The sequence below is a fragment of the Streptomyces sp. NPDC058985 genome (assembly GCF_042740985.1).
GTDB lineage: Bacteria > Actinomycetota > Actinomycetes > Streptomycetales > Streptomycetaceae > Streptomyces.
Genome location: NZ_JBHYJX010000006.1, coordinates 62,053 through 78,272, shown reverse-complemented (window position 1 = coordinate 78,272; position 16,220 = coordinate 62,053). Strand labels below are relative to the sequence as shown.

General features: G+C 70.8%; 13 protein-coding genes. 8 read left to right on the top strand and 5 right to left on the bottom strand.

Annotated features, from left to right (window positions below):
• Positions 1-53: 53 nt before the first annotated feature.
• From gltX to ACFW01_RS07205, 3 genes are all read right to left on the bottom strand, one after another.
• Positions 54-1,538 carry a glutamate--tRNA ligase gene (gene gltX, locus ACFW01_RS07215; RefSeq protein WP_234960218.1) on the bottom strand — a complete coding sequence of 495 codons (1,485 nt, stop codon included), beginning with the start codon at positions 1,536-1,538 and terminating at the stop codon, positions 54-56.
• Complete coding sequence (locus ACFW01_RS07210; RefSeq protein ID WP_234960219.1) at positions 1,531-2,316, bottom strand: fumarylacetoacetate hydrolase family protein; 786 nt, start codon at positions 2,314-2,316, stop codon at positions 1,531-1,533. The genes gltX and ACFW01_RS07210 overlap by 8 nt, the downstream gene beginning before the upstream one ends.
• Before the next feature lie 137 nt (positions 2,317-2,453).
• Complete coding sequence (locus ACFW01_RS07205) at positions 2,454-2,642, bottom strand: hypothetical protein (protein ID WP_064730001.1); 189 nt, start codon at positions 2,640-2,642, stop codon at positions 2,454-2,456.
• A 602-nt stretch (positions 2,643-3,244) separates the two neighbouring features.
• Here ACFW01_RS07205 and ACFW01_RS07200 point away from each other — a divergent pair.
• The 8 genes from ACFW01_RS07200 (at position 3,245) to ACFW01_RS07165 (ending at position 14,004) form a co-directional block, all read left to right on the top strand.
• Complete coding sequence (locus ACFW01_RS07200) at positions 3,245-7,165, top strand: nitrate- and nitrite sensing domain-containing protein (protein WP_384502595.1); 3,921 nt, start codon at positions 3,245-3,247, stop codon at positions 7,163-7,165.
• Positions 7,166-7,174: 9 nt separating this feature from the next.
• On the top strand, positions 7,175-7,588 hold the full coding sequence (locus ACFW01_RS07195) for a roadblock/LC7 domain-containing protein (protein WP_005479910.1): 414 nt from the start codon (positions 7,175-7,177) through the stop codon (positions 7,586-7,588).
• A 111-nt stretch (positions 7,589-7,699) separates the two neighbouring features.
• A complete protein-coding gene (locus ACFW01_RS07190) occupies positions 7,700-8,098 on the top strand; it encodes a DUF742 domain-containing protein (protein ID WP_003973454.1) in 399 nt (132 codons plus the stop codon).
• Complete coding sequence (locus tag ACFW01_RS07185) at positions 8,079-8,654, top strand: ATP/GTP-binding protein (protein WP_003973455.1); 576 nt, start codon at positions 8,079-8,081, stop codon at positions 8,652-8,654. The genes ACFW01_RS07190 and ACFW01_RS07185 overlap by 20 nt, the downstream gene beginning before the upstream one ends.
• Before the next feature lie 421 nt (positions 8,655-9,075).
• Positions 9,076-12,351 carry a nitrate- and nitrite sensing domain-containing protein gene (locus ACFW01_RS07180; RefSeq protein WP_384502594.1) on the top strand — a complete coding sequence of 1,092 codons (3,276 nt, stop codon included), beginning with the start codon at positions 9,076-9,078 and terminating at the stop codon, positions 12,349-12,351.
• Between the two features lie 10 nt (positions 12,352-12,361).
• A complete protein-coding gene (locus ACFW01_RS07175; protein ID WP_004983065.1) occupies positions 12,362-12,775 on the top strand; it encodes a roadblock/LC7 domain-containing protein in 414 nt (137 codons plus the stop codon).
• A gap of 94 nt (positions 12,776-12,869) precedes the next feature.
• Complete coding sequence (locus tag ACFW01_RS07170; protein WP_125491978.1) at positions 12,870-13,442, top strand: DUF742 domain-containing protein; 573 nt, start codon at positions 12,870-12,872, stop codon at positions 13,440-13,442.
• Positions 13,423-14,004 (top strand): ATP/GTP-binding protein, encoded by a 582-nt coding sequence (locus ACFW01_RS07165; RefSeq protein WP_009314218.1) that lies wholly within the window; start codon positions 13,423-13,425, stop codon positions 14,002-14,004. The genes ACFW01_RS07170 and ACFW01_RS07165 overlap by 20 nt, the downstream gene beginning before the upstream one ends.
• A gap of 298 nt (positions 14,005-14,302) precedes the next feature.
• On the opposite strand, the gene ACFW01_RS07160 is transcribed toward ACFW01_RS07165, so the two are convergent.
• Together ACFW01_RS07160 and ACFW01_RS07155 are read right to left on the bottom strand one after the other, a co-directional pair.
• Entirely contained in the window at positions 14,303-14,500 is a 198-nt protein-coding gene (locus tag ACFW01_RS07160) for an acyl-CoA carboxylase epsilon subunit (RefSeq protein ID WP_064729996.1), read from the bottom strand.
• A 17-nt stretch (positions 14,501-14,517) separates the two neighbouring features.
• Positions 14,518-16,101 (bottom strand): acyl-CoA carboxylase subunit beta, encoded by a 1,584-nt coding sequence (locus tag ACFW01_RS07155; RefSeq protein ID WP_234960222.1) that lies wholly within the window; start codon positions 16,099-16,101, stop codon positions 14,518-14,520.
• Positions 16,102-16,220: the final 119 nt, after the last annotated feature.

Sequence of the window (16,220 nt, the reverse complement as noted above, 5' to 3'; positions counted from 1 at the left end):
CGAAGGGGCGGCGCCCGGTGGTCCGGATGCCGCCCCTTCGGCGCGTACGGGCGTCAGGCCGCGAGCCGGGCCAGCGCGGCGTCGATCCTGGCCAGTGCCTTCTCCTTGCCCAGGACCTCCAGGGACTCGAAGAGGGGCAGGCCGACGGTGCGGCCGGTGACGGCGACGCGGACCGGGGCCTGGGCCTTGCCGAGCTTGAGGCCGTGCGCCTCGCCGGCGGCCAGGACGGCCTCCTTGAGGGACTCGGGGGACGTCCAGTCGGCCGCGTCCAGCTTCTCGCGGGCGGTGGCGAGCAGGGCGTCCGAGCCCTCCTTCATCGCCTTCGTCCAGCTCGCCTCGTCGAGGACCGGCTCCGGCAGGAACAGGAAGTCGACGTTGTCCGTGATCTCGGAGAGGACCTTGAGGCGGGTCTGCGCGTGCGGCGCGACGGCCTGCCACTTGGCCTCGTCGAAGTCCTCGGGCGCCCAGGGGGCGACCGGGGCCTTCAGCCACGGGCGGCAGCGCTCGGTGAAGTCCTTCACCGGCAGCAGCCGGATGTGGTCGCCGTTGATCGCCTCGCACTTCTTGAGGTCGAAGCGCGCCGGGTTGGGCTGCACGTCGGAGACGTCGAAGGCCGCCACCATCTCGTCGATCGTGAAGATGTCCTGGTCGGCGGAGAGCGACCAGCCGAGCAGGGAGAGGTAGTTGAGCAGGCCCTCGGGGAGGAAGCCGCGCTCGCGGTAGAGGTTCAGGCTCGACTGGGGGTCGCGCTTGGAGAGCTTCTTGTTGCCCTCGCCCATGACGTACGGGAGGTGGCCGAAGGCCGGGATCTCTTTGGCGATGCCCAGCTCGGTCAGCGCCTTGTACAGGGCGATCTGGCGCGGGGTGGAGGAGAGCAGGTCCTCGCCGCGCAGGACGTGGGTGATCTCCATCAGGGCGTCGTCGACCGGGTTGACCAGCGTGTAGAGGGGGGCGCCGTTGGCGCGGACGATGCCGTAGTCCGGGACGTTCTCGGGGAGGTAGGTGATCTCGCCGCGGACCAGGTCCGTGAAGGTGATCGCCTCGTCGGGCATCCGGAAGCGGACGATGGGCGCGCGGCCCTCGGCCTGGTATCCCTCGACCTCGGCGTCGCTCAGGTCGCGGCAGTGTCCGTCATACCCGGAGGGCCGGCCGGCCGCGCGGGCGGCCTCGCGGCGGCTGTCCAGCTCCTCCTGGGAGCAGTAGCAGCGGTAGGCGTGGCCGGCGGCGAGCAGCTTCTCGGCGACGTCCTGGTAGATGTCCATGCGCTGCGACTGGCGGTACGGCGCGTGCGGGCCGCCGACCTCGGGGCCCTCGTCCCAGTCGAAGCCCAGCCAGCGCATCGCGTCGAGCAGCTGGGTGTACGACTCCTCGGAGTCGCGGGCCGCGTCGGTGTCCTCGATGCGGAAGACCAGCGTGCCCTGGTGGTGCCGGGCGAACGCCCAGTTGAACAGGGCGGTGCGCACCAGACCCACGTGGGGGTTGCCGGTGGGGGACGGACAGAAACGTACGCGTACGGGTGAGCCGGGTGCGCTAGCCACGCTTGACAACCTTGTTGGTGAGAGTGCCGATGCCTTCGATGGTGACGGCGACCTCGTCGCCGACGTTGAGGGGGCCGACGCCGGCCGGGGTCCCCGTGAGGATCACGTCGCCGGGGAGCAGCGTCATGGCCTCGGAGATGTTGACGATCAGGTCCTCGATGGAGTGGATCATCTCGCTGGTGCGGCCGAGCTGCCGCTGGGCGCCGTTGACCGTGAGCTGGATGGTCAGGTCGGCCGCGGCGGCGAGGCTGATGTCCGTCTCCACCCAGGGCCCCAGCGGGCAGGCGGAGTCGAAGCCCTTCGCCCGGGCCCACTGCTTCTCGCGGCGCTGCACGTCGCGAGCGGTGACGTCGTTGGCGCAGGTGTAGCCGAAGATCACGTCCTGCACGCGGTCGCGCGGGACCTCGCGGCACATGCGGCCGATGACGACGGCGAGTTCGGCCTCGTGGTGCAGTTCCTCGGAGAAGGAGGGGTACTGGATGGCGTCGCCGGGGCCGATCACCGAGGTGGACGGCTTGAAGAAGGCGAACGGGGCGTCGGGCACCTCGTTGCCGAGTTCGCGGGCGTGTTCGGCGTAGTTGCGGCCGAAGGCGACGACCTTGTTCGGGAGCACCGGCGGCAGCAGCCGCACCTTGCTCAGGGGCACCTTGGTGCCGGAGAGCTCGTAGTCCCCGAACGGGATGCCCTTGATGATGTCGAGGACGAGCTGGTCCGGCTGGTCGCCCTCGACCGCGCCGAAGGCGACGTTCCCGTCGATGGAGAACCTGGCGATGCGCACGGGTTGCTTGGCCCCTTGACTGAGCTGGCTGGAGTCTGACGCCCCAGGCTAACGCGGCGCGCCCGCCCGGCATGATCCGCCGGACGGGCGCTTGGTGCTCTCGGGGCCGCCTGAACGGGCGGCGCCGGGGTGACGTACTACTCTGCGACGGCGGCCCCGACCGGTACCTCCATGAGGACGGTGCGCCGGGGGTTGGCGGTCTGGGCGGGGAGCTCGACGGCGTGCTCCGGCTGCTCCTGCGTGCGCAGGTCGTCGGCGTCGTCGAGGTGCGCCAGCGTCGTGCGCCGCGGGTTGGCGATCTGGTGGAACATCATCGTCGTCTTCACGGTCGTGGGAGGCCCTGTCGTGTCCGGGCGCCCGAGGGGCTGCGATGACCCCTGCGAGGGCGCGGGTTGTCGGTTTTGCCTTCTCTGTAAAGCGTCAGGCTAAACATGCAATGCCCCGGCAACTCAGGGAGGGCCCGCGATCCGCGTGTGAGTTTGCTCACTTATCAACGGTCAAACCGGTCAATTGCGACTCCAGCGACACCGGGACCAATGGGACATTGCACCGCTGAAGCCCGCATTCCGCTGCTGATCATGGCGACTGGGACACTCACCAGGCCTCGACAACTCGCGGGCATACGTCCCTTTTGCGGGTGATCATCTTCTACGTCTGGTGACTCGGCCCTCACGTGCTGTCACGTATCTCACGGCGTACCCCACGGGCCTTGTTGGAGATCCTGCACTGTGCTGGAATTCCACGGACCGCCGCAGGATCGAGCCGGCGCGCAGGGGGCGCACAGCAGCGCCGGGCGGCGGCGAGAAGGGGGAACCAGCGCCGGTTACTCACGACCACCACGGGGGCGTATTCAGGGCGCCCCCATGACGCCGACACCGTGTCCCGCCGTTCACGCGGAGGGGCGCCTGGTCCAGAGGTTGCGACGCTAGTGCAGGGACGTTTCAAGAGGGATGGCAGCGCTTCGGCGGAGCCGGAGCCGCACGGCGGGACCGGCCCCAAGGCCGTCGGCTCCTCGCCCCAGCACGCCCAGAACCAGGGCCAGACCCCGTCCGGCGACAGTGGAGAGCGCGCCGGTCAGACGGCCGGTTCGGCCGCCCCCGGCCAGCAGCCGTCCGCCAAGCCGGCCAAGGGCGCGCCGAGCGGCCCCGGCCCGCGAATAGCCCTGCGCAACTGGCGGATCTCCACCCGTCTGGTGTCGCTGCTCGCGCTCCCGGTGGTCGCGGCCACCTCGCTGGGCGCGATGCGCATCAGCCAGTCGATGGACGACATCCAGCAGCTCGACAACATGAAGCTGCTGACCGAGATGACCAAGCAGGCCACCGAACTGGCCGCCGCGCTCCAGGAGGAGCGCGACCAGTCCGCCGGCCCCCTGGCGCACGGCTCGGCGTCCAGCGCCATCGCCGTCAAGGGCGACCGCGAGCAGACCGACCGGGCCCTCAAGAACTTCCTCGACAACTCCGAGGAGATCGACGCCGCCAGCAAGGACGGCAACCTCGTCGGTGTCCGCGACAGCCTCGTCGGCCTCGCCAGCGACCTGAACGACCTGAACAAGATCCGCAGCACGGCGTACCAGGCCAAGCAGAACTCGACCCAGACCGTCGAGGCCTACCACCGCCTGATCAACCACCTGCTCGACCTCTCGCAGGACATGGCGGAGGCAACCAGCAACCCCGACATGATTCAGCGCACGCGCGCCCTGTCGGCCTTCTCCTCGGCCAAGGAGTACGCGTCCATCCAGCGCGCGGTCCTGGCGGCGGCGCTCCCCGCGAACAACACCAGCAAGGGCAAGCTCTCCGAGAACGACCGGCTCTACGCCCAGTCGGCGCTGCAGAGCCAGACGTCCGAGATCCGCAGCTTCAGCAGCATCTACGGCGACGGCGCCGAGGAACTCCTCAAGCCGATCTCCGAGGGCAACCCGGTCATCGAGGCGTCCGACCAGTACGCCGGCCGCGCCCTCAGCGGCGTCAACGGCCTGGGCGAACTCAAGCCCCGGTCGTACCAGGACTGGCTGGACGACAGCTCCACCAAGATCCAGCAGATGAAGAACATCGAGCTGAAGCTGCTGGAGGACATGGAGCAGCAGGCCCGCGAGCTGCGCAACGAGTCCGAGCGCGAGGCCATCATCTCCGGTGTGCTGATCCTGCTCGTGCTCGGCGTCTCGCTGGTCGGCGCCTTCGTCGTGGCGCGGTCCATGATCCGCTCGCTGCGCCGCCTGGAGGACACCGCGACCAAGGTCGCCCAGGACCGCCTGCCCGAGCTGGTCAAGCAGCTCTCCGAGACCGACCCGCAGGACGTCGACACCTCGGTGGAGTCGGTCGGTGTGCACTCCCGGGACGAGATCGGCCGAGTGGCCGCGGCCTTCGACGACGTGCACCGCGAGGCGGTCCGCCTCGCCGCCGAGCAGGCCCTGCTGCGGGGCAACGTCAACGCGATGTTCACCAACCTCTCGCGCCGCTCACAGGGCCTCATCCAGCGTCAGCTCTCGCTCATCTCCGAACTGGAGTCCCGCGAGGCCGACCCCGACCAGCTGTCCTCGCTGTTCAAGCTCGACCACCTCGCGACGCGCATGCGCCGTAACGGTGAGAACCTCCTCGTCCTCGCCGGTGAGGAGCCCGGCCGACGCTGGACCCGCCCGGTCCCGCTGGTCGACGTGCTCCGTGCCGCCGCCTCCGAGGTGGAGCAGTACGAGCGCATCGAACTGGCCTCCGTGCCGACCACCGAGGTCGCCGGCCGCGTGGTCAACGACCTCGTCCACCTGCTCGCCGAGCTGCTGGAGAACGCGACCTCGTTCTCCTCGCCGCAGACCAAGGTCAAGGTCACCGGTCACGCGCTGCCCGACGGGCGGGTGCTGATCGAGATCCACGACACCGGCATCGGCCTCTCCCCCGAGGACCTCGCCGCGATCAACGAGCGGCTCGCCTCGCCGCCCACCGTGGACGTCTCCGTCTCCCGCCGCATGGGTCTGTTCGTGGTCGGCCGCCTCTCGCAGCGCCACGGCATCCGCATCCAGCTGCGGCCGTCCGACTCCGGTGGCACGACCGCGCTGGTCATGCTGCCCGTGGACGTCGCCCAGGGCGGTCGCAAGCCGCAGCCGAAGCCGGGGCAGTCCGCCTCCGGCAACGGCGGCCCGGCGGCCGCGCAGGCCGCCGCTGGTGTCGCCGCGGCCCGCCGTGGCGGCCAGGGCGGCGGCGCCCTCGCCGGAGGTGCCTTCGGCGGCGGTGGCGCGCTCGGTGGTGGCGGTGGCGGTGCTCCGGGCGGCCGGCTCGGTGCCGCCCAGGGTCCGCTGGCCGCGCTCCCCGGACGGGACACGGACGGCCGCCCGGGCGCGCCCGGCGGTCCGCGCGGTCCCCAGTCCCCGGCCGGTCCCGGCCAGCAGAACCGCCCGGCCCCGGCCGGCGCGGGAGCCGGTGCCGGTCAGGCGCCCGGTGCCCCGCAGGGTCTGCAGGCCGCGGGCATGAACGCGCCGCAGGGCAACGCCCCGCAGGGCCAGGACGTCTTCGGCGGTGGCCGCGGTCCCGCCGCGCCCCCGCAGCGCGGCAAGCGCGGGAACAACGGCGACGCCGGACAGGGCCGTCGTCCGCAGCTGCCGCCGCGCGGTGGTCCGCGGGCCGAGCTGCCCGGCGGCAACCCGCAGCCCCGCACGCCCAGCTGGAGCGACGAGAACGCGCAGCCGCCCGTGGAGCGCCCCTCGGTGGACGCCCCGCGCGGCCACGAGGAGCCGGAGGGCTCCCGCGCCCGCCGCACGCCGGACTTCGACGACCGGCAGGGCCCGGGCTCCACGACGGAGATGCCGGCCGTGCCGCGCCTCGGCCAGCCCCAGTCCCCCGCCGCCACGGCCGAGTTCGCCCGCCCCGACTTCGACGCCCCGGCCCCTCGCCAGGACGCCCCGCAGAACACGGGCCAGTTCACGCGGCCGGACCAGAACCAGAACCAGTACGACCAGGGCGCGTACCCGCAGAACCAGTACGGCCGGGACCAGTACGGTCAGGGCGGCTCCTCGGACACCCCGCGCGACGACCAGTTCGCGCGGCCCGAGCAGACCGGCCCGCAGCAGGGCAACGGCGCCTTCGTCCGCTCGGACGTCTTCGGCGGGCAGCCCCGTCAGACCGGCCCGAACGGGCCCGCCCAGGCCGACCGGTTCGCCGGCGCCCAGGGCCCCCAGGGGTACGACAACGGTTCCACCGGGCAGCACGGCCTGCCGAGCCGCGCGAACCAGGCCGCCCCCGGCCCGTTCGAGCGCCCGCAGGTCAACGGCGCGCAGGGCGGCAACGACTTCGGCGCACCGCGCCCGCCGGCCCCGCAGCGTCCCGTCCACCAGGATCCCGCGGGCGGCAACACCAACGGGACCCCCACGCAGCAGCGGCCCCAGGACGGCTGGGCCCTGCCCCCGGCCTCCGGCCCCGGTGACGGGCGCACGCCGCTGTACGACACGCTGGAGACCAACTGGTTCCACGGCGACCGCGAGGCGAGGGCGCAGCACCAGGCCCAGCCCGCCGCCCCGGAGCCGCAGGCCGCCCAGCCCCAGACCCCGGCGGCCCCGCAGCGGCCCGCCACCTCCGCCTGGCGCAGTTCGCCCAACGACGACCTCGTCCGGCAGGCGGAACGCGTACGACAGCCGGCGGCGGGCGGGGTCACCACCTCCGGCCTCCCGCGCCGGGTCCCCCGGGCCAACCTCGTCCCGGGGACGGCTCAGCAGCAGTCGCACCAGAACGGTCCGCAGATCTCGCGCGCGCCGGACGACGTGCGCGGCCGGCTGACCAATCTCCGTCGGGGAATCGCACAGGGCCGTCAGGCCGGTACCAACCAGACCGGCAGCTACCCGCGGCCCACTCACCAGCAGGAGCGTTAGTTGAGCCCGATGAGCCAGGCGGCACAGAACCTCAACTGGTTGATCACGAATTTCGTGGACAACACCCCAGGGGTGTCCCACACCGTCGTCGTGTCCGCCGACGGACTCCTTCTGGCGATGTCGGAAGGATTCCCTCGCGACCGCGCCGACCAGCTCGCGGCGGTCGCCTCGGGGCTGACCTCGCTGACGGCCGGGGCGTCCCGGATCTTCGAGGGCGGCGACGTGGCCCAGACGGTCGTGGAGATGGAACGCGGGTTCCTCTTCCTCATGTCCGTCTCCGACGGCTCGTCGCTGGCCGTCCTCGCCCACCCGGAGTGCGACATCGGCCTCGTCGGCTACGAGATGGCACTCCTGGTCGACCGCGCGGGTGCGGTCCTCACACCCGATCTGCGCGCTGAACTACAAGGAAGTTTGCTCCACTGATCCGCCCCGGCACCACCCGTGTTACCAAATCACCGTCCGGCCGCCACAATCCCCCCACCGGCCACATCAGACGGCTTGACTGACCGACTTGCTGTCCCGCCCGGAGGATTCATGACCCCGCCCACCGCCTCTCATGATCCGTACGCGGAGCCGTACGAGGACGAGGGCGACCAGCCGCTGGTACGCCCTTACGCGATGACCGGTGGCCGGACCAGGCCGCGCTACCAGCTCGCCATCGAGGCGCTGATCAGCACGACGGCCGACCCGGCAGCGCTCATGGGGCTGCTCCCGGAGCACCAGCGGATCTGCCATCTGTGCCGCGAGGTGAAATCGGTGGCCGAGGTGTCGGCCCTGCTGGCGATGCCGCTCGGCGTGGCCAGGATCCTCGTCGCCGACCTGGCGGAGGCGGGACTGGTCGCCATCCACCAGCCCGGCGGGGACGAGAACAACGGCGGTGCACCGGACGTGACACTGCTCGAAAGGGTGCTCAGTGGACTTCGAAAGCTCTGACGGAGGCCGGGCGACCACCTCCGCGAAGATCGTGGTCGCCGGCGGCTTCGGCGTCGGCAAGACCACGTTCGTGGGCGCCGTCTCCGAGATCAACCCGCTGCGCACCGAGGCCGTGATGACCTCTGCCAGCGCCGGTATCGACGACCTCACGCACGCCGGTGACAAGACGACCACCACGGTCGCGATGGACTTCGGCCGCATCACGCTCGACCAGGACCTGATCCTGTACCTCTTCGGTACGCCTGGCCAGGACCGGTTCTGGTTCATGTGGGACGACCTGGTGCGCGGCGCCATCGGCGCGGTCGTGCTCTGCGACACCCGCCGGCTGGCCGACTGCTTCCCGGCCGTCGACTACTTCGAGAACAGCGGCCTGCCGTTCGTCGTCGCGCTCAACGGCTTCGACGGCCAGCAGCCGTACTCCCCGGACGAGGTGCGTGAGGCGCTCCAGATCGGTCCGGACACCCCGATCATCACGACGGACGCCCGGCACCGCGCCGATGCCAAGTCGGCCCTGATCACGCTGGTGGAACACGCGCTGATGGCACGCCTGCGGTAGGGCCGGCCGGGCCTGCGGGTGATCGCAGCCAAGTCGGCAGGGTCCTACGGCACTTGCCGTAGACGAGACGGAGCCGGCTGTGTCCTTTGACACGGTCGGCCCGGCTGTTCATAACGTTTCGGCAGAGGAATCGGGTGGTACCGACACGCGACGCGGTCAACTGCTCTCGCTGCGCGCACGAACGCCCCGTCTTTTGACGGGCCTCGCTCTTTATGACCGTTTTACGCGGGGCTTACATCACGTGTAACCCCCGCGTTCCACTGTTTGGAAGAGCGCTGGTCGCCGTGCTGGAATGCCAGAACTGCCCAAGGGTCAATCACGCACGAGACGTACTCAGCAGTAGCACGTACTCGTCGACGGACCGGGCTCTGAGACACAGCGGCACGACGTAGGTGCCGACCGCCGAGAGGTTGTTGGTCGAGTGAGGCGAAGCAAGAACAGTCCCGAGCCATCGGCCCGGGGCAACTTCACCCCGCCGCCGCGCACAGCGGCGCCCGCCCCCGCGTCTGCTGCGGAACCCCAGGACGAGCCCGCCCCCGCCGGTGGCCGTTTCTCGCCGCGCAACTGGCGGGTGACCACCCGGCTGAACGCGATCCTGCTCATACCCGTGCTGGTCGGCCTGGTCATGGGCGGCTTCCAGGTGAAGAGCTCCATCGACACCTGGGGCGACGCCGAGGACGCCGAGAGCACCGCGCGTCTGGTGCAGGCCTCCCTCGGGTATGCCAACGCCCTCTACAACGAACGCGACATCACGGCCGCCCCGCTGCTGCAGGGCAAGGGCGAGAAGGACGCGACCGTCGCCAAGGCCCGCCAGGCGACCGACGACGCCGCCGACACCTTCGACGAGGCCGCGGCCGGCATGCCCGCCAAGGCGGGTCTGGAGCGCCGGCTGAAGGTCTTCCGCGAGCAGGAGCCCAAGCTCCAGACGCTGCGGGCGGCCGCGTACACCACCAAGCTCAAGGGCGTGGAGACCGAGGAGGGCTACACCGGTGTGGCCCACCCCCTGATGGAGTTCGCCAACGAACTCGGTCTGGGCACCGGCAACATCACCTCCTACGGCCGTACCGTCTACGCGATCTCCCTGACCAAGGCGGCGCTCTCCCTGGAGCGCTCCATCGGCATGCACATGCTGGTCAAGCCCGGTCCTGACCCCAGCCACCTCGCCAGCCAGCGGGTCGCCCTCTCCTCGTACGCCTACCTGGAGCGCATCGCGATCGAGGAGTACATCGGCGGCGGTACCGAGGCGGACGCGCAGAAGCTCGAGGACGCCGAGGCGAAGGTCAAGACGGACGGCGCGGCCATGGCCAAGGAGGCCAGGGCCAAGGACCCGGACTACGTGCCGCCGCCCTCCAACCCGACCACGATGATCTCGGAGCTGGCCCGGCTGGACTCCACGGACACCGGTGCGCGGGCGGAGCTGGCCCAGCAGGGCATCACGCCGGAAAACTGGTGGGCGGTCAACACCCTCAAGTTCGACGCGTACCAGAAGATCGAGTCGGATCTGGCCGACAAGGCGGTCTCCGAGGCGTCCACGATCGCCGACGACGCCGAGCGCGACGCCTACATCACGGGTGCCGCGGTCGTGATCGCGCTGCTCGCCGCCTTCATCCTGGCCGGCATGGTGGCGCGCCAGATGAGCCGCTCCATGCGCCAGCTGCGCAACGCCGCCTTCGGCATCGCCGAGCAGCGCCTGCCGATGCTGGTCGACCAGCTCTCCCGCACCGACCCCGGCCGGGTCGACACCCGGGTCCAGCCGATCCCGATCACCTCGACCGACGAGATCGGCGAAGTCGCCCGCGCCTTCGACCAGGTGCACCGCGAGGCGGTCCGGCTCGCCTCCGAGCAGGCCCTGCTGCGGGGCAACATCAACGCGATCTTCACCAACCTGTCGCGCCGCAACCAGTCGCTGATCGAGGGCCAGCTGAGCCTGATCACCGACCTGGAGAACAACGAGGCCGACCCCGACCAGCTGGAGAACCTCTTCCGGCTGGACCACCTCGCCACCCGTATGCGCCGCAACGGCGAGAACCTCCTGGTCCTCGCCGGCGAGGAGCCCGGCCGCCGCTGGGACCAGCCGGTCCCGCTGGTCGACGTGTTGCGCGCCGCCTCCTCCGAGGTGGAGCAGTACGAGCGCATCGAACTGTCCGGCGTGCCGGAGGCCGAGATCCACGGCCGCGCCGTGACCGACCTCGTGCACCTGCTCGCCGAGCTGCTCGAGAACGCGACCACGTTCTCCTCCCCGCAGACCAAGGTCCGCGTCACCGCGACCCGGCTGCCCGACGGCCGCGTGATGGTGGAGATCCACGACAAGGGCATCGGCCTGACCGCCGAGGACTTCGCGGACATCAACCACAAGCTGGCCAACCCGCCGACCGTGGACGCCGCGATCTCGCAGCGCATGGGCCTGTTCGTGGTCGGGCGGCTGTCCGACCGGCACGGCATCCGGGTCCAGCTGCGCCCCTCCGGCGAGCAGGCCGGCACCACCTCGCTGGTCATGCTCCCGGACGCCATCACCCACGGTGGCGGCGGCGACCAGCAGCGCACCGAGTTCACCGTCTCGCAGATCATCCCGGAGCAGAACTTCCAGGGCGAGAACTTCTCCCAGGCCGGTCAGCCCATGCGCACCGCCGCAGAACTGGGCTTCGACGACAGCCGGTACTCCGAGGTCCCCGACGACATACGGGAGCTGGACCCCGTCGGCCGCTCGCTGATGCGCGAGGAGCGCAGGGCGGCCCTGGAGGCCCAGTCGCACCCCGAGCTGCCCGGCCCGGCGGGCCCCGACGGCGCCGCGAACGGCGGTGCGCCCGGGTTCCAGGACCAGTTCACCGGTCAGCAGCCCCAGCAGCCGGGTTATGACGACGGCCGCGAGGCTTACGCGGACCAGCACAACGGCGCCTACGACCAGCAGCAGGCCTACGCCGACCAGCAGCAGTACCAGGAGCCTCGGCAGACGTCGTACGACGAGCGGTACTACGCGCCGAACGGCGGACTGCAGCAGGGCGAGGGCTATCCGCAGGGAGGCGGCTACGGCGACCCGTCGTCGTACGCCGAGCAGGGCCACGGCGGGCAGCAGCAGGCCGGCGCCCCGGACGCGTTCGCGCCGTTCGAGCAGCGGCGCGCCCAGGACGACTGGCCGCAGCAGGACGACTACCGGGGTGGCTACCCCGAGCAGTACTCCACGGGTGCTCCCGAAGCACAATCCGTGCAGGCCGCTGACGTGGACCAGCCGGACCGCGTAGGCTTCGACCGTCCGGGCCCGGCCTCCTCCGCCGCCCACGAGATGACCAACGCCGGTCTTCCCCGCCGCGGATCCACCGCGAGCGGCGCGGGCGATGCGGGGCACGTGGGCCACGAGACGCCGGCCGCCGCCGACGGGGCGAACGGCCGGGACAACTGGCGGTCGGCCAACGACGACCGCTGGCAGCAGGCTTCCTCGCTGCGCAAGCCCAAGGCGGGCGGGGTGACCTCATCGGGCCTGCCGCGGCGGGTACCCAAGGCCAACCTGGTCGAGGGCGCCGCCGAAACCACTCCACAGGGAGGCCCCCAGGTCTCCCGCGCCCCGGAGGACGTCCGGGGCAGGCTGAGCAACCTGCGGCGCGGTGTCGAGCGAGGCCGCAACGCAGGCAGTGAAACGAACGGCCAGGACACAGGGAATGAACACCGTGGTCCTGACAGCACCTACAACCAGGAGCGTTAGTGTGAGCCCGATGAGCCAGGCGGCGCAGAACCTCAACTGGTTGATCACCAACTTCGTGGACAACACCCCGGGGGTGTCCCACACGGTGGTGGTCTCCGCCGACGGACTCCTTCTGGCGATGTCCGAGGGGTTCCCGCGCGACCGTGCCGACCAGCTCGCGGCCGTCGCCTCCGGTCTGACCTCGCTGACCGCCGGTGCCTCGCGCATCTTCGAGGGCGGCAGCGTGAACCAGACGGTTGTGGAGATGGAGCGGGGATTCCTGTTCATCATGTCCATCTCCGACGGCTCGTCCCTCGCCGTTCTCGCACACCCCGAGGCGGACATCGGCCTCATTGGGTACGAGATGGCCCTTCTGGTGGACCGTGCGGGCACGGTTCTGACGCCCGATCTGCGGGCTGAGCTCCAAGGCAGCCTTCTCAACTAAAGGACAGACGGTGCGTTTTGGCGTCCCGTGGCCGTAAAGTTTCGGGACGCGGCTCCACAGCGATGGATGCCAGGCACAGTCGGAGGAGGAAAAAGTGGCAACACCCCCAGGCGGTCCGTCTTCGGGCAACTGGTCGTACGGCCCTGGTCAGGGCCCGAGCGACGGCTCGGCGAACGGATACGGCTACCCCTCCGTGCCGAGCCACCGGCAGCCGTACGCGCCGCAGGGCCCCGGCCCTTCGCCGTACGACCAGCCGCACGCTCCGCGCATCCAGCCCGTGCAGCCGCAGCGCCGCACCCCTGAGCCGGCGCCCGCGGGGGCGTCGAACAACCCCCTGGTGCGCCCGTACGCCATGACGGGCGGCCGCACCAGGCCGCGCTACCAGCTCGCCATCGAGGCACTGGTGCACACCACCGCGCAGCCGCACCAGATGCAGGGCCAGCTGCCCGAGCATCAGCGGATCTGCAACCTCTGCCGGGAGATCAAGTCGGTGGCCGAGATCTCGGCCCTCCTGACGATCCCTCTCGGCGTGGCCAGGATCCTCGTCGCCGACTTGGCGGAGGCGGGACTGGTCGCCATCCATCAGCCCGGCGGCGACGAGAACGCCGGCGGCCAGCCAGACGTGACACTGCTCGAAAGGGTGCTCAGTGGACTTCGCAAGCTCTAGCGGCGGTCCTTCCCGCTCCACCACTTCCGCGAAGATCGTGGTGGCGGGCGGCTTCGGCGTGGGCAAGACCACGTTCGTCGGCGCCGTCTCGGAGATCAACCCGCTGCGCACCGAGGCCGTCATGACATCCGCTTCGGCGGGCATCGACGACCTCACCCACACGGGGGACAAGACGACCACGACGGTCGCCATGGACTTCGGCCGTATCACGCTCGACCAGGACCTGATCCTGTACCTCTTCGGTACGCCTGGCCAGGACCGGTTCTGGTTCATGTGGGACGACCTGGTGCGCGGTGCCATCGGTGCGATCGTGCTGGTCGACACGAGGCGGCTCGCCGACTGCTTCCCCGCCGTCGACTACTTCGAGAACTCGGGGCTGCCGTTCGTCATCGCGCTGAACGGGTTCGACGGGCAGCAGCCGTACAACCCGGACGAGGTCCGGGAGGCGTTGCAGATCGGGCCCGACACGCCGATCATCACGACGGACGCGCGGCATCGCGCCGACGCGAAGTCCGCGCTCATCACCCTCGTGGAGCACGCGCTGATGGCGCGCCTTCGCTGAACCACGCCGAGCCTGCGGGCATGCGTGCCGCCTGGGGCGGCACGGGTGGGCGCTGGGGGTACCTCCCAGGCCGTTCAGGCACTGGGGGAGGCACCCCGCTGCGCCGGGTTGCGACACGCCCCCTGCGGCCACTGGGCTGCCGGGGGCGGTTTCGTTGCCGGTTGCGAGTAGTTCGTGGCTGGTCGCGCAGTTCCCCGCGCCCCTGGGGGGCACTTCCCCGGCCTGCATCATGAGAGCCCGCCGAGACATGCGTAGAGGCCCCCTCCTGAGTGGAGGGGGCCTCTACGTGTGTCTCGGGTCAGCGCCAGCTGTGCGGGGCGCGGAAGCCCGGCTCGCGCTCCAGGCGGCGCCAGCCCGCGCGGACGCGGCCGCCGCCGTGGGTCGGGGGGATCTCGGCGGGGCGGGCCGCGGCGCGGGCGAGGAGGAGGGCCGTGATGGCGGCGACCTCCTCGGGCTCGGCGTGGCCCTTCTCGACGCGGATGTCGGGAGTGGACATGGGGGTGGCTCCTCGGATCACTGCGGCGGGTTGCCGTGCTTGCGGGAGGGCAGGTCGGCGTGCTTGCTGTGGAGCATCGCCAGGGACCGGACGAGCACCTCGCGGGTCTCGGCGGGGTCGATGACGTCGTCGACCAGACCGCGCTCGGCCGCGTAGTAGGGGTGCATCAGCTCGGCCTTGTACTCCTTGACCATGCGGGCCCGCATGGCCTCGGGGTCCTCGGCACCGGCGATCTGACGGCGGAAGATGACGCCGGCGGCACCCTCCGCGCCCATGACGGCGATCTCGTTGGTCGGCCAGGCGAAGGTGAGGTCGGCGCCGATGGACTGCGAGTCCATGACGATGTAAGCACCTCCGTACGCCTTGCGCAGGATGAGCGAGATCCGGGGCACGGTCGCGTTGCAGTACGCGTAGAGCAGCTTGGCGCCGTGGCGGATGATGCCGCCGTGCTCCTGGTCGACGCCGGGCAGGAAGCCGGGTACGTCCAGAAGGGTGACGATCGGGATGTTGAAGGCGTCGCACATCTGGACGAAGCGGGCCGCCTTCTCGGAGGCCTCGATGTCCAGGACGCCGGCCAGCGCCTGCGGCTGGTTGGCGACGATGCCCACGACCTGGCCGTCGAGGCGGGCCAGCGCGCAGATGATGTTGCGGGCCCAGCGCTCGTGGACCTCCAGGTACTCGCCGTCGTCGACGATCTCCTCGATGACCTTGGTCATGTCGTACGGACGGTTGCCGTCCGCCGGGACCAGGTCGAGCAGCACGTCCGAGCGGCGGTCCACCGGGTCCGAGGAGTCGTGGCGCGGCGGGTTCTCGCGGTTGTTCTGCGGGAGGAGGGAGAGGAGGTAGCGGACCTCGCCCAGGCACGTCTCCTCGTCGTCGTAGGCGAAGTGGGCCACGCCGCTGGTCTCGGCGTGCACGTCCGCGCCGCCCAGGCCGTTCTGCGTGATCTCCTCGCCGGTGACGGCCTTGACCACGTCCGGGCCGGTGATGAACATCTGCGAGGTGTCGCGGACCATGAACACGAAGTCGGTCAGGGCGGGGCTGTAGGCCGCGCCGCCCGCGCACGGGCCGAGCATCACGCTGATCTGCGGGATGACGCCGGACGCCTTGGTGTTGCGCTGGAAGATGCCCCCGTACCCGGCGAGCGCGGACACGCCCTCCTGGATGCGGGCGCCGGCGCCGTCGTTGAGGGAGACCAGCGGGGCACCGGCCGCGATGGCCATGTCCATGATCTTGTGGATCTTCGTGGCGTGGGCCTCGCCCAGCGCGCCGCCGAAGATGCGGAAGTCGTGGGCGTAGACGAAGACCGTGCGGCCCTCCACCGTGCCCCAGCCGGTGACGACACCGTCGGTGTACGGCTTCTTCTCCTCCAGCCCGAAACCCGTCGCCCGGTGCCGGCGCAGCTGCTCGACCTCGCGGAAGGAGTCGGGGTCCAGGAGCAGCTCGATGCGCTCACGGGCCGTCAGCTTGCCCTTGGCGTGCTGCGCCGCCGTAGCCTTCTCGCTCGGTCCGGCCAGCGCCTGCGCACGGATCTCGTGCAGTTCGGCCACTCGCCCACGCGCGTCCGTCGGCTCACCCGGCGCCTCATCCAAAACGGTCATGTAGCGACTCTACGAAGCCGACCGGCGAATGCGAGCCGTCGACTCCGTACAGTCTCCGGCGTGTTTTCCTGGTAGCACCGAACAGAACCCCTGCACCATGCAGCCGTTTCGACTGCTCA

What these genes read in the sequence shown, in the direction of transcription:
- ACFW01_RS07195 (WP_005479910.1), top strand. Translation starts at nt 7,175, where the DNA reads ATGAGCCAGGCGGCACAGAACCTCAACTGGTTGATCACGAATTTCGTG.
- ACFW01_RS07155 (WP_234960222.1), bottom strand. Translation starts at nt 16,101, where the DNA reads ATGACCGTTTTGGATGAGGCGCCGGGTGAGCCGACGGACGCGCGTGGG.
- ACFW01_RS07190 (WP_003973454.1), top strand. Translation starts at nt 7,700, where the DNA reads ATGACCCCGCCCACCGCCTCTCATGATCCGTACGCGGAGCCGTACGAG.
- ACFW01_RS07160 (WP_064729996.1), bottom strand. Translation starts at nt 14,500, where the DNA reads ATGTCCACTCCCGACATCCGCGTCGAGAAGGGCCACGCCGAGCCCGAG.
- ACFW01_RS07175 (WP_004983065.1), top strand. Translation starts at nt 12,362, where the DNA reads ATGAGCCAGGCGGCGCAGAACCTCAACTGGTTGATCACCAACTTCGTG.